The organism is Belnapia sp. AC561, assembly GCF_979252845.1.
Genome location: NZ_CEEDBP010000003.1, coordinates 1 through 12,768, shown reverse-complemented (window position 1 = coordinate 12,768; position 12,768 = coordinate 1). Strand labels below are relative to the sequence as shown.

At 73.5% G+C, this 12,768-nt stretch carries 15 protein-coding genes; 14 read left to right on the top strand and 1 reads right to left on the bottom strand.

Annotated features, from left to right (window positions below):
• Window positions 1–8: 8 nt before the first annotated feature.
• A complete protein-coding gene (locus AC0IW9_RS03150) occupies window positions 9–1,046 on the bottom strand; it encodes an aspartate-semialdehyde dehydrogenase (RefSeq protein WP_471646743.1) in 1,038 nt (345 codons plus the stop codon).
• 239 nt (window positions 1,047–1,285) lie between these two features.
• Between AC0IW9_RS03150 and pqqA the strand changes: the two genes are divergently transcribed.
• From pqqA to AC0IW9_RS03080, 14 genes are all read left to right on the top strand, one after another.
• Window positions 1,286–1,366, top strand: coding sequence for a pyrroloquinoline quinone precursor peptide PqqA (pqqA, locus tag AC0IW9_RS03145; RefSeq protein ID WP_471646965.1), 81 nt, complete (start codon window positions 1,286–1,288; stop codon window positions 1,364–1,366).
• 186 nt (window positions 1,367–1,552) lie between these two features.
• Window positions 1,553–2,968, top strand: a complete 1,416-nt coding sequence (locus AC0IW9_RS03140; protein WP_471646742.1) for a PQQ-dependent sugar dehydrogenase — start codon at window positions 1,553–1,555, stop codon at window positions 2,966–2,968.
• Complete coding sequence (locus AC0IW9_RS03135) at window positions 2,968–3,288, top strand: c-type cytochrome (RefSeq protein WP_471646741.1); 321 nt, start codon at window positions 2,968–2,970, stop codon at window positions 3,286–3,288. The genes AC0IW9_RS03140 and AC0IW9_RS03135 overlap by 1 nt, the downstream gene beginning before the upstream one ends.
• A gap of 86 nt (window positions 3,289–3,374) precedes the next feature.
• On the top strand, window positions 3,375–4,301 hold the full coding sequence (gene pqqB / locus AC0IW9_RS03130; protein WP_471646740.1) for a pyrroloquinoline quinone biosynthesis protein PqqB: 927 nt from the start codon (window positions 3,375–3,377) through the stop codon (window positions 4,299–4,301).
• Window positions 4,298–5,029, top strand: coding sequence for a pyrroloquinoline-quinone synthase PqqC (gene pqqC, locus AC0IW9_RS03125; RefSeq protein WP_471646739.1), 732 nt, complete (start codon window positions 4,298–4,300; stop codon window positions 5,027–5,029). The genes pqqB and pqqC overlap by 4 nt, the downstream gene beginning before the upstream one ends.
• Entirely contained in the window at window positions 5,026–5,295 is a 270-nt protein-coding gene (gene pqqD / locus AC0IW9_RS03120; protein ID WP_471646738.1) for a pyrroloquinoline quinone biosynthesis peptide chaperone PqqD, read from the top strand. The genes pqqC and pqqD overlap by 4 nt, the downstream gene beginning before the upstream one ends.
• Window positions 5,292–6,392 carry a pyrroloquinoline quinone biosynthesis protein PqqE gene (gene pqqE, locus AC0IW9_RS03115; RefSeq protein ID WP_471646737.1) on the top strand — a complete coding sequence of 367 codons (1,101 nt, stop codon included), beginning with the start codon at window positions 5,292–5,294 and terminating at the stop codon, window positions 6,390–6,392. The genes pqqD and pqqE overlap by 4 nt, the downstream gene beginning before the upstream one ends.
• Before the next feature lie 51 nt (window positions 6,393–6,443).
• Window positions 6,444–6,671 (top strand): hypothetical protein, encoded by a 228-nt coding sequence (locus AC0IW9_RS03110; protein ID WP_471646736.1) that lies wholly within the window; start codon window positions 6,444–6,446, stop codon window positions 6,669–6,671.
• Between the two features lie 163 nt (window positions 6,672–6,834).
• Window positions 6,835–8,448 (top strand): DUF2491 family protein, encoded by a 1,614-nt coding sequence (locus AC0IW9_RS03105; RefSeq protein WP_471646735.1) that lies wholly within the window; start codon window positions 6,835–6,837, stop codon window positions 8,446–8,448.
• Between the two features lie 11 nt (window positions 8,449–8,459).
• Window positions 8,460–8,873, top strand: coding sequence for a DUF350 domain-containing protein (locus tag AC0IW9_RS03100; protein ID WP_471646734.1), 414 nt, complete (start codon window positions 8,460–8,462; stop codon window positions 8,871–8,873).
• 32 nt (window positions 8,874–8,905) lie between these two features.
• Complete coding sequence (locus tag AC0IW9_RS03095) at window positions 8,906–9,718, top strand: hypothetical protein (protein ID WP_471646733.1); 813 nt, start codon at window positions 8,906–8,908, stop codon at window positions 9,716–9,718.
• A 67-nt stretch (window positions 9,719–9,785) separates the two neighbouring features.
• On the top strand, window positions 9,786–11,006 hold the full coding sequence (locus tag AC0IW9_RS03090; RefSeq protein ID WP_471646732.1) for a flavin-dependent oxidoreductase: 1,221 nt from the start codon (window positions 9,786–9,788) through the stop codon (window positions 11,004–11,006).
• Window positions 11,006–11,794 carry an enoyl-CoA hydratase gene (locus AC0IW9_RS03085; protein WP_471646731.1) on the top strand — a complete coding sequence of 263 codons (789 nt, stop codon included), beginning with the start codon at window positions 11,006–11,008 and terminating at the stop codon, window positions 11,792–11,794. Before AC0IW9_RS03090 ends, AC0IW9_RS03085 begins: the two co-directional genes overlap by 1 nt.
• 391 nt (window positions 11,795–12,185) lie before the next feature.
• Window positions 12,186–12,768: hypothetical protein (locus tag AC0IW9_RS03080; protein ID WP_471646730.1), on the top strand; the 583-nt coding region annotated here is incomplete at its 3' end.

Genomic DNA, 12,768 nt, shown 5'->3' with positions numbered 1-12,768 from the left:
GGCGCCGGTCAGGCCAGCGCCCGCCGCCCGCCGATCATGCCCTGCTGGTCCAGTACCTCGGCGATCTGCACCGCGTTCAGCGCCGAGCCCTTGCGCAGGTTGTCCGCCACGCACCAGAAGGCCAGCCCATGCGGCACGGTCGGGTCCGCCCGCATCCGGCTGACGAAGACCGCATCCTCGCCGACCGATTCCAGCGGCGTCACGTAGCCGCCGTCCTCCCGCTTATCGACCAGCTGGATACCCGGCGCGTCCCGCAGCGCCTCCCAGGCCGCCTCCACCCCGATCGCGTCGTGGAACTCGGCCAGCACGGAGACGCCATGGCCGATGAAGACCGGCACCCGCACGCAGGTCGCCACCAGCAGCACGTCGGGGTCGAGGATCTTGCGGATCTCCATCGCCATCGCCCATTCCTCCCGCGTCGCCCCGTCCTCCTGCACCGCATCGACCTGTGGGATGCAGTTGAAGGCGATCGGCTTGGGGAAATGCTCGACCGTGGGCTGGTCGTTCACGAAGCTGCCCTTGGTCTGGTTGAACAGCTCGTCCATCCCCTCCTTGCCCACGCCGCTGACCGCCTGGTAGGTCGAGGCGACCACCCGCTTCACCCGCGCGATGTCGTGCAGCGGCTTCAGCGCCACCGCGAGCGGGATGGTCGGCCCGGTCGGGCTGGCGACGATCCGCCGCTTCGCCGCCCGCTTCAGCGCCTGGGGGTTCACCTCCGGCACCACCAGCGGCACGTCGAATTCCATCCGGAACCGCCCGCTGTCGTCGATCACCATGCAGCCCGCCGCCGCCGCCCGCTGGGCATGGGCCGCGGCGATCGCCTGGCCGGCGGCGAACAGCACAAGGTCGGTGCCCTTGAAGTCGAAGGTCTCGACGTTGCGCATCTTCAGCACCGTCTTCTCGCCGAAGGAGACCTCGGCCCCCACCGCGCGCGGCGGCGCCAGCCCCACCGCCTCGCCGACCGGGAAGCCCCGCTCGGCCAGGGTCTTCAGCATCTCCCGCCCCACCGCCCCGGTGGCGCCGACGACCGCGACCCTGTAGCTCATGTTGCGCTCCTGTCCTGATTGCGGCCCTGGCATATGGGCATGGCCGCTGCTTAGAGCACGCCTGGGCCCAGGGTAAGCGGCTCGGCCGCTTTGCCGCGCCGCCGCGGAACCCGCGGCCGGGACGGTGGTTTCCGCCCCGACGGTACCGCCCGTCGCGCGTGCCGCTTGATGTGGCCGCGCCGTGCCACCACAATGACGGCGGCAGCTTGCCGCAACGATAATCTCCGCAGGAGGACCTCATGGCCTGGACCAAGCCCCGCGTGACCGAAGTCTCGCTCGCCCTCGAAATCAACAGCTACGCCTGCGCCGACGTCGGCTAAGGCTGGCCGGCCACCGCCGGCCCTGGGAAAGCCCCGCACCGGCCTGGCCCGGTGCGGGGTTTTTTCTTGGCCGTATCCCGCTCCCCTGCTGCCGCTCACACGACTGTCATCGCTGCAATCGCATCGGTTTGCGCATGCTGTCCCCCGAGACCGCCGGGCCACGGCGGCAGGATGGGGGAGGCGACCATGAAGCGATCCATGTTGCTGCTCGGCGCGGGCCTGGCCCTGGCGGCACTGCCCGCCCTGGCCCAGCCGCAGGCCCAGAATTCGGCCCAGAACCAGGCCCAGAATCAGGCCCAACCCGGGCGCGCCCAGACCAATACCGGCGGCGCCGTCCCCGGCGAGACCGGCCCCAATGTCCGCCCGCCGCCCACCGGGCCGCTGCCCACGCCCGGCCAGGGCAACCTCGACCGGCTGCAGCAATTCCGCACCACCGGCACCTCCATGGCGATCGAGACGGTGCCGCAGGAAGGCCGCCGCGCCGATGCGCTGCGCCGCAACCTGGAACAGATCCGCCTGCCGGAAGGCTTCAGGATCGAGCTCTTCGCGGTGGTGCCGGATGCCCGGCACATCGCCGTCGGCCCTTCCTCCGGAGTCATCTTCGTCGGCACCCGCAAGCAGCGGGTCTGGGCGGTCACCGACCGGGACCGCGACCGCGTCGCCGACGAGGTGAAGGTCTTCGCCCCCTCGGTGCAGTTCAGCGTCCCCAACGGGGTCTGCTTCTCGCCCGACGGCATCCTCTACATCGTCGAGCACAACCGGGTCATCGCATTCCCCGCCGCCGAATTCTTCTACGAGACGCCGGATGTCGCGGCCGAGATGGTGGTCCCCCAGGGCCAGCTCATCCCCGCCGCCGAGGAGAGCTTCAACCACGGCGCCCGGGTCTGCCGCATCGGCCCGGACAACAAGCTCTACGTCTCGCTCGGCCAGCCCTTCAACGTGCCGAGCCCGGCCAAGCAGGAGATCTTCAGCCGCGTCGGCATGGGCGGCATCATCCGCATGGAACGCAACGGCCAGGGCCGCGAGATCTATGCCCGCGGCATCCGCAACAGCGTCGGCATCGCCTTCCGCCCGAATACCCCCGCGGGGCGGCCCGAGCTCTGGTTCACCGACAACCAGGTCGACGGCATGGGCGACGACACGCCGCCCGGCGAGCTCAACCGCATCACCGCGGCCAACCAGAATTTCGGCTTCCCCTGGTTCGGCGGCGGCAGCGTCCGCACCCAGGAATACCGCAGCGCCCAGCCGCCGGCCGAGACGGTGCCGCCGATGGTCGAGACCGCAGCCCATGCCGCCGACCTCGGCCTGACCTTCTACGACGGCCGCATGTTCCCCGAGGAATACCGCGGCGCGATCTTCAATGCCCAGCATGGCTCCTGGAACCGCACCCAGCCGGTCGGCGCCCGCATCATGGTCACCTTCCTCAATGCCGATGGCACGGTGAAGGAACACAAGCCCTTCGCCGAAGGCTGGCTCGATGCCGAGACCAACGAGTACCTCGGCCGGCCGGTGGACGTGGCGCTGCTGCGGGACGGCTCGATGCTGGTCTCGGACGACATGGCCGGCGCCCTCTACCGGATCTCCTACGACCGGCGGCGCTGATGCGGCTGCTGCTGGGCCTCCTGCTCGCCTGCGCCATCCTGCCGGCGCAGGCGGCCGACCCGCGCGCCGGCCGCCGCCTGGCCGGCGCTCGCTGCGCCGTCTGCCACGGCAACGACGGGATCGCGGTGCAGCCGGACGCGCCCAACCTCGCCGGGCAGAACCCGGCCTACCTGGCTGCCCAGCTGGAGGCCTTCCGCAGCGGCGCCCGCCAGCAGGAACAGATGAGCCTGATGGCGCGAGAGCTGACCGACGCCCAGATCGCCGACCTCGCCGCCTGGTACGCCGCCATCGAGGTCACCGCCACGGTGCCCGGCCGCTGAGGCCGGCCCGGAATCGACCCGCCGGCCTGGCGGTGCGATAGAGGGCACCGCAGGAGGGTGTGCAGGACCATGGCCAGGGCGTTCCGATGAGTCTGCGTGCCATCGTCCTCGGCGCCGGCGCCGGTGGCGGCTTCCCGCAATGGAATTCGGCCGGCCCCGGCTGCCGCCGCGCCCGCGCCGGCGACCCCGCCGCCCTGCCGCGCACCCAGGCCTCGCTCGCCGTCACCGCCGATGGCGACCGCTGGGTGCTGCTGAATGCCGCCCCGGACCTCCGCGCCCAGCTCGAGGCGACCCCGGCGCTGCACCCGCGCCCGGCGCCGCTGCGCAACTCGCCCATCGCCGCCGTGGTCCTGACCGGGGCCGAGGTCGATACCATCGCCGGCCTGCTGACCCTGCGGGAGGGCCACCCCTTCGCCCTCTATGCCGCCCCGGCGGCGCTGGAGACCCTGGCGGCCAATCCCATCTTCCTCGCGGTAAACCCCGCGACGGTCCCCCGCCGCAGCCTGCTGCTGGACGCACCGCTCGCCCTGGCCGATGCCGCTGGCACCCCGCTCGGCCTGACGCTCGAGGCCTTCGCCGTCCCCGGCAAGGTGCCGCTGTTTCAGGAACAGGGGCAGGACCCCGGCCGGGCCGACGACGGCGAGACCATCGGCCTCCGCCTCTCGGCGGCCGGCCGCTCCCTGGTCTTCATCCCCGGCTGTGCCGCCATGACCCCGGCGCTCGCCGCCCGGATCGACGGCGCCGACTGCCTGTTCTTCGACGGCACCCTCTGGCGCGACGACGAGATGATCCGCGCCGGCGCCGGCCCCAAGACCGGCGCCCGCATGGGCCACATGAGCATCGACGGGGAGGGGGGCACGATCGCCGCCCTGGCGGGCTTGCGGATCGGCCGCCGCATCCTCATCCATCTGAACAACACCAACCCCGTCCTGCTCGCCGACAGCCCCGAACGCGCCGCGGTCACCGCCGCCGGCTGGGAGGTCGCGGCGGACGGCATGGAGATCGCGCCGTGAGCGACACCGCTTTGCTCCCGCCGGAGGAGCTCGAGGCCCGGCTCCGCGCCATCGGCGCCGAGCGCTACCACATCCTCCACCCCTTCCATCACCTGCTGCATGGCGGCAAGCTCAGCAAGGCACAGGTCCAGGCCTGGGCGCTGAACCGCTACTACTACCAGGCCAGCATCCCGGCGAAGGACGCCTCCCTCGTCGCCCGGCTGCCGACGCCGGAGCTGCGCCGCGAATGGCGCCGCCGGCTGGTGGACCACGACGGCGACGGCACCCATCCCGGCGGTGTCGAGCGCTGGCTGCGCCTCACCGACGGCCTCGGCCTCGACCGCGACTACGTCGTCTCGCTGGAAGGCCTGCTGCCGGGCACCCGCTACGCCGTCGATGCCTATGTGAACTTCGTGAAGTACCGCAGCGTGCTGGAAGCCGTCGCCTCCTCGCTGACCGAGATGTTCTCGCCCGACATCATCTCGCAGCGCGTCTCCGGCATGCTCCGCAACTACGATTTCGTCTCGGCCGAGACGCTGGCCTATTTCACCCCGCGCCTGACCCAGGCGCCGCAGGACGTGGCCTTCGCCATGGACTACGTGAAGCGGGTGCCGACCACCCGCGCCGAGCAGGAGCAGGTGATGGCCGCGCTGCGCTTCAAATGCGACCTGCTCTGGGCCCAGCTCGACGCCCTGCACTTCGCCTATGTCGAGCCGGCCCTGCCGCCGCCCGGTGCCTTCCGGCCGTGACGCCGGAGGACACCCCCCGCCTCGCCCGCGGCATGAAGCTGCGCGAGGACAAGGCCCGCGGCCAATGGGTGGTGCTCGGCCCCGAGCGCATGTTCGTCCCCGACCCCATTGCCCTCGAGATCCTCCGCCTCGTCGACGGCGCCCGCAGCATCGATGCCATGGCCGATGACCTCGCCGCCCGCTTCGCCGCCCCGCGCGCCGAGATCCTGACCGATGTCCTCGCCATGCTCGACGACCTCGCCGCCAAGGGCGTCGTCGCCGCATGACCGACGCCCCCCTGGCCCTGCTCGCCGAGCTCACCCACCGCTGCCCGCTGCGCTGCCCCTATTGCTCCAACCCCACCGCGCTGACCGGCGTCGCCGAGGAGCTGGACACCGCCACCTGGGCCCGGGTCTTCGCCGAGGCCGCCGAGCTCGGCTGCCTGCAGCTCCACCTCTCCGGCGGCGAGCCGACCGCCCGCCGCGACATCCTCGACCTGGTCCGTGCCGCCGGCGCCGCCGGGCTCTATACCAACCTCATCACCGCCGGCGTTCTGCTGGACGCCGGCCGCCTGGCGGCCCTCGCCGAGGCCGGGCTCGACCACCTCCAGCTCTCGGTGCAGGACGCCGAGGCCGGCTCCGCCGACCGCATCGGCGGCTATGCCGGGGGGCATGCGAAGAAGCTCGCCATCGGCCGCCTCGTCACCGCCGCCGGCCTGCCGCTGACCCTCAACGCCGTCGTCCACCGGCAGAACCTGGACCGGCTGCCGGCGCTGATCGACATGGCGTTGGACCTCGGCGCCGGCCGGCTCGAGGTCGCCCATGTCCAGTACTACGGCTGGGCCTTGCGCAACCGCGACGCCCTGCTGCCGACCCGCGCCCAGCTCGAGGCCGCGACCGCGACCGTCGAGGCCGCCCGCGCCGCCCATCGCGGCCGGCTGGTCATCGACTACGTGGTGCCGGACTATTATGCGAAGCGTCCCAAGGCCTGCATGGGCGGCTGGGGCCGCCGCTTCCTCGCGGTCTCCCCGGCCGGCCGCATCCTGCCCTGCCATGCGGCGGAAAGCCTGCCCGGCTTCGACTTCCCCAATGTCCGCACCTCCTCGCTCCGCGCCGCCTGGGAAACCTCCGAGGCCTTCGCCCGCTACCGCGGCACCGGCTGGATGCCCGAGCCCTGCCGCTCCTGCGACCGCGCCGAGATCGACTGGGGCGGCTGCCGCTGCCAGGCCTTCGCCCTGACCGGCGATGCCGCCGCCACCGACCCGGCCTGCGCCCTCTCGCCCGATCACGGCCTGCTGGCCCTCGCGGTCGAGGAGGCGGCCGGGGCAGGGGAGGGCTTCACCTACCGCGAGCCAAGGCCGGAACCTCGCCGCGCGCCCGGTTGACCCATGCCTGGCACCGCCCACCTCTAGCGGCATCATCCGAAGGATACCCCCATGTTCATGCGTGCCGCCACCACCGCCACCGCTGCCGCCGGCATGGCCGCCGCCGGCCTCGCCTTCGCCGCCGGGCTCGGCACCGGCGCTGCCCTGGTCGGCGGCGCCTGCCTCGCCCGCCGCATGATGAAGCAGCGCAATTCCTGGAAGGACGACCACGACAGCGTCTCCGCCAGCGATACCCTGGCCGACGACATCGGCCCGGCACCGGGCGCCAACCCGATCTGAGCTCCGGACCGGGCGCGGCGGGGGCCCAAGCCTCGCCGCGGCTTTCGGCTTCCTGACCGCCGCTGCCGGTTCCGACGGAACATTCTGCCGCGACCGCCGTTGAGCCCCGGGATCACCGCGGCCCCGGCATCTCGCCAGCCTGCCCGTCGCCATGGAATACCGAATGCCGGCGCGCCTGCGTGCTTGTCTCCTCACCCTGCCGCTGCTGCTGCAGCCGCCGCTTGCCGTCCCCCTGGGCGTCCTGCTCGCCGGCGGTGCCGCGACCGAGGCGGCCGCCCAGGCGCGCTCCAGCGGCGGCTATTCCCGGCCCCGCTCCGGCGGCTATTCCCGCACCCCGTCCTTCGGCGGCGCGCGCGTGTCGCCGCGCACCCCCTCCACCCGCGGCAGCTACGGCGGCAGCGGCGGCTATTCGCTGCCGTCGCCCAGCGCCCGCCGCCCCTCCATCCTGCCGCCCGGCAGCAGCTCCGGCTGGGACCGCGGCTATTCCCAGGAACGCTCCTCCGAGGCGCTGAACCGGATGCGCCGGCAGCAGCAGGAGGCCACGCGCCCGCAACTGCCCCCCGCCACCTCGCAGCCCGGCGGCGGCTATGCCGGCAATCCCGCCACCCGCAACGGTGGCTGGTTCCGCGACCGCGGCTTCTCGCCCGGTGGCTTCCCCGGGCTGGGCCAGGGCGGCTGGGGCCAGGGCCGCTTCGGCCTCTGGAGCGGCGTCTTCCTCGGCTACCTGCTGAGCAACCTCGGCCGCGCCGGCTCCACCGATTTCTTCCACAACCACCAGGACGACCCCGGCTACCGCGAATGGCGCGCCGAGGCCGAGCGCCAGGCGCAGGACAATGGCGAGATCCGCCGGCAGCTCGACGAGCTCGACCGCCGCCTGGCCGAGCGCCGCGATCAACCGCGCGACCCGAACTACCTGCCGCCCGACGTCCCGCCCGAGGTCGCCATGGCGCCGCAGGACGATGTCCGCACCCCCACCACCGCGGCGCCCGCGGAGGCGGCCGGCACGCCCTCGCTGCTCTGGCTGCTGATCCTCGGCGGCGGCGGCGCCTTCGCGCTGCTGGCCTATCGCCGGATGCGCACCGGCGCCGGCACCGCGCCTGCGACCGGAGGCCGCGACATGCGCCCTGCTGCTCCACGCCCCGGCACTCCAAGACCCGGCGGCGATTTCAGCGCCGCGCCGCGCTTCCGCCTCGGCATGACCCTGACCTGCGACCCGACGCCCTTCCTGCTCGGCGGCGCCGCGCTGAAGGTGCCGCCGCCCTCCTTTACTCAGGGCAGCCCGCAGGTCAGCGTCCAGGCGATCGGCCGCATCCGGGAGGGCTCGGAGGAGTTGACCCGGCTCTACCTGCCGAATGGCCAGGGCTATTTCCAGATCCACCTGGATGCCCAGGGCCAGATGGACGAATGCCGCTACTTCGCCGTCATCGACGAGGTGACCCCGGCCGATGCCAATGAATGGTCCGCCTGGCTCGACCCGCAGCAGGGCATGATCGGCTGGCCGGAATTCCAGACCAAGGACGGCAAGACCTATGCCCGCGCCTGGGCGCCCGGCGACAACCCGGTGCCGCCGCGCGACATGGTCGAGACCATCGAGACCCTGGAGGGTACCCGCGAGCTGCGGATCCAGGCCATGCTCTATGCCGCCCCGACCGGCGCCGCGCCCCCGGCGCCCCAGGCCGAATACCTCCTGGTCTCCGCGCTGGAGGCGGGGGACCGCGCCGGGGTCGAGATCCGCGCCGGCATCGACATCAACCCCGCCTCCCTTTCCCTCACCTGAGGATCCCCGCCTTGGACAGCATCCTGGACACCCTGCGGCTCGGCCTTCCCGTCCTGGTCCTGCAGATGGCGATCACCCTGGCGCTGCTCGGGGCCGGGATCGCCGCCTACATGGCGGTGACCCCCTTCCACGAGATGCGGCTGGTCCGCGCCGGCAACGCCGCCGCCGGCATCGTGCTGATGGGCGCCATCGTGGCGCTCGCCATCCCGCTCGCCGCGACGCTCGGCAGCAGCCTGGTCACGCTCGACATCCTGCTCTGGGGCATCGTCGCGGTGGTGCTGCAGCTGCTGGCCTTCCTGCTGACCACCGCCCTGTTCCGCGGCCTGCGCGGCATGATCGAGGCCGGCAACATCGCCGCCGCCTGCGTCGTCATCGGCATCCAGCTCGCCGTGGCGCTGATCAACGCCGGGGCCATGGCCGGCTGACCGACCCCGCAATTCATTCGAGGAACCCCGCCATGATCTCATTCATCCGCAACCTGGTTGGCGTGAAGACCGACCAGGCCGTCCAGGGCGCCGTCGAGGCCCTGGTCCGCTGGGACCCCAAGGCCGCCACCGAGGCCGAGCTGCGCACCATGGAGCAGCACCTCGACCAGCTCGGCCGCCAGGTGGCGGAGGCGCGCCAGGCCTATGACCGCGAGCGCCGCGAGGCCGAGACCATCACCCAGCTCTCCCGCCAGCGGATGGCCGCCGCCGAGCAGCTGCAGCAGCGCATGACCGCCGAGTCCGACCCCGCCCGCAAGTCCGAGCTGGAGCGCAGCCTCGGCACCCTGGTCGGCATGCTCGAGCAGATGGCGCCCGAGGTGGACCGCGAGACCCAGGATGCCGAGGATGCCGGCCAGTTCCTGAAGATGCTCGAGGACACCTATGCCCAGGCCGGGGCCAAGCTGAAATCCGCCCGCGACGCGCTGAACCGCGCCCAGCGCGACATGACCCGCGCCGAGCAGCAGCGCGAGGTCGCCGAGCGCCGCGCCGAAGGCGCCCGCCAGGCCGCCGGCCTTTCCAGCGCCACCAGCGGCCTCTCGGTCGCGCTGAAGGCCATGCAGGACAATGCCGCCCGCAACCTGGCGGTGGCCGAGGCGGCCAATGCCAAGGCCAAGCTGCTGGCGCCGAGCAAGCCGGAGCAGGACGACCCGAACATCGCCGCCGCCATGGCCGCGGCCTCGGGCAAGGCGCTGCCGCCGACCAATATCTCGGACCGGCTGGCCGCCCTGCAGCAGCGCCTGCCGGCCGGCCTGCCGCGGCAGATCGCCGGCCCCGGCCAGGGCTGACACCCCCCGGCTTTCCACCACCCGACCCGGGCGGCTAGCATCCGCCGCCCAGGGGAGGGGCCGGTCCATGATTCTCATCGCAGGCGGCGGCGTGGGTGGCCTCACCCTCGCGCTGATGCTCCAGCAGCGCGGGCTGGCCTGCACCGTCCTCGAAGCGGCCTCGGAAGTCCGCGAGCTTGGCGTCGGCATCAATACCCTGCCGCATGGCATCGCCGAGCTGGCGGCGCTCGGCTTGCTGCCGGCGCTCGATGCGGCGGCCATCCGCACGCGGGAACTCCGCTACCTCAACCACCTCGGCCAGACCCTGTGGTCGGAGCCGCGCGGCCTGCACGCCGGCCATCCCATGCCGCAATTCTCCATCCACCGCGGCCGGCTGCACGGCATCCTCTGGCGCGCGGCGGCCGAGCGGCTGCCGCCCGGCGCCCTCCGCTGCGGCCTGCGCCTCGCGGGCTATACCCAGGACGGGGAGGGCGTCACCGCCCGCTTCGCCGTCGCCGATGGGGCCGAAACCACGCTGCGCGGCAGCGCCCTGGTCGGCGCCGACGGCATCCATTCCGCGCTGCGCGCCCTGCTGCACCCGGCCGATGGCGGCATCCGCTGGCAGGGCATCCAGATGTGGCGCGGCGCCGTCGACTGGCCGGCCTTCGAGACCGGCGACGTCATGCTCATCGCCGGCGACCGCCGCGCCAAGCTGGTCTTCTACCCCATCGGCCCCGGCAGCACGCCGGACCACCGCCTGACCAACTGGGTCATCTATGCCCGCACGGGTTCGGGCGAGACGCCGCCGCCCCGCCGCGAGGACTGGTCCCGCCGCGGCCGCCTCGCGGACGTCCTGCCGCTCGCCCGCCGCCTCAAGCTGCCCTTCCTGCCGGTGGAGGCGATGATCCGCGCCTCCCCCGACCGGCTGGAATACCCGATGTGCGACCGCGACCCGCTGCCCTGGTGGACCGAAGGGCGCGTCACCCTGCTCGGCGACGCGGCGCATCCGATGTACCCCGTGGGCTCCAACGGCGCCTCCCAGGCCATCCTGGACGCCCGGGTCCTCGCGGACCTGCTCGCCGCCGGCCCCGCCCCCGCCGCGCTGGCCGCCTACGAGGCCGACCGCCTGCCGAAGACCGCCGCGCTCGTCGCCAGCAACCGCCAGGGCGGCCCCGAACGGGTCGTCGACGTCGTGCACGACCGCGCGCCCCGCGGCTTCACCCGAATCGAGGATGTCATCGCCATGGAAGACCTCGCCGCCATCGCCCGCGGCTATGCCCAGACCGCTGGCTTCGGGACCCCCCGCTGATGCCCGGCCGGATCCTCACCGAATTCCGCGAGAGCCCCACCACCGGCCGCGTCGCCTGGGTCACCATCGACAACCAGGCCAAGCTCAACACCCTCAACCCCGCGCTGATGCAGGAATTCGCCGCCGCCATGGCCGCCCTCTCGGCCGATGACGCGCTGCATGCCGTGGTGCTGACCGGCGCCGGCCCCAAGGCCTTCGTCGGCGGCGCCGACATCGGCACCATGGCCGCCATCGAGGATGCCGCCGGCGCCGAGGCCTTCATAACCCTGGTGCATGGCTGCTGCCGCGCGGTGCGGGACTGCCCGGCCCCGGTCATCGGCCGCATCAACGGCTGGACCCTGGGCGCCGGCCTGGAACTCGCCGCCGCCTGCGACCTGCGCCTCGCGGCCGACCACGCCATGTTCGGCATGCCGGAGGTCCGCGTCGGCATCCCCTCCGTGGTCGAGGCGGCGCTGCTGCCCGGGCTGATCGGCTGGGGCCGCACCCGCCGCCTGCTGCTGCTGGGCGAGACCATCGGCGCCGCCGCGGCGCTGGACTGGGGCTTCGTCGAGCGCATCGCCCCCGCCACCGGCCTGGACGCCGCCGTCGAGCACTGGCTCGCCCATCTCGGCGCCGCCGGCCGTCAGGCGCTGCGCATCCAGAAGGCGCTGATCCGCCAGTGGGAGGGGCTGCCCACCGGCCAGGCCGTCGCCGCCGGCATCCCCGCCTTCGCCAGCGCCTGGGCGACCGAGGAGCCCCGCCGGATGATGCAGGCCTTCCTGCAGCGGCCGCGCGCCGGGAAGGGCTGACCCGGCGCCGCCCGTCACCGGCGGTAACACGGATCGCAGCACTGTGAGTACCTGGGGATGCGACCGGCCCCCATCGTAAGGCATTGCAATTCTGTCACCAGGACGGACCGCCCCCTCGGTCGCGCCCGTCGTGCAGGAGCACATGTCACCCGTCGTTCACCCCCCCAGGTCGGCAACCCCACCCTTCCAGGGCTGGGACTCCCAGGCGCGCCAGGCAACCGCACGTGTCACCGCCGCACCGGCCGGTGGCAGCGAGGGGACTGCGGCCGATCGCCGCCCACCCGCGGCAGAACCGGCCGCGGCAGCACCGGCAGCGGCCAGGGCGCCGGCTGCGCCGCGTCCCGCCGCGCCGCCATCCCAGGGCCCGTGGCTGCGGCTGCACGGCTGCCGCGTGGGCGGCCATGTCCTGCCCCTGGTCCTGCTGCACCCCCGTCACGGCATCGCCATCGCCGGCGGTCCGGTCGAGTCCGTGGCGCTGGTTCGCCAGCGGCTGGAGCGTGCCCGGTTCCCGGCCATCTTTCCCGGCGTCCTGCCGATCCTGCGCCTGTCGGGTCCCGACAGCCCGGTCGAGCGCGCCTTCGCCGGCGGGCCGACCGTCAACCTGCCGGGCGGCGACGCCTGGGTCGCCATGGCCCGCCAGGCGCTCGAGACCGAGGCCTCGCCGGCCCTGCCGGCCCGGGTCGGCATCCGCGCCCGGCGGCGGCAGCAGCGGCACCGGCTGCTGCTGGCCGGCAGCCTGGCGTTCCTGCTGCTGGGCGGCAGCGGCCTCGGCCTCCTGTTGCTCACCCAGAAGACCGGCCCGGGCGGCGACCCGGCACCCGTCCTGGCGACCCGGACCGATCCCGCGCCCGCCGCCCCGATCGCCGTTCCGGCCCCGCCGGCCGCCGCCACCGTGGGTCCGCCGGCTGCCCTGCCGGGCCGGTCGGTGGATCGCCCCGGCCTCTCGCCCGCCCTCCCCGCCCCGCCCGCCCCCC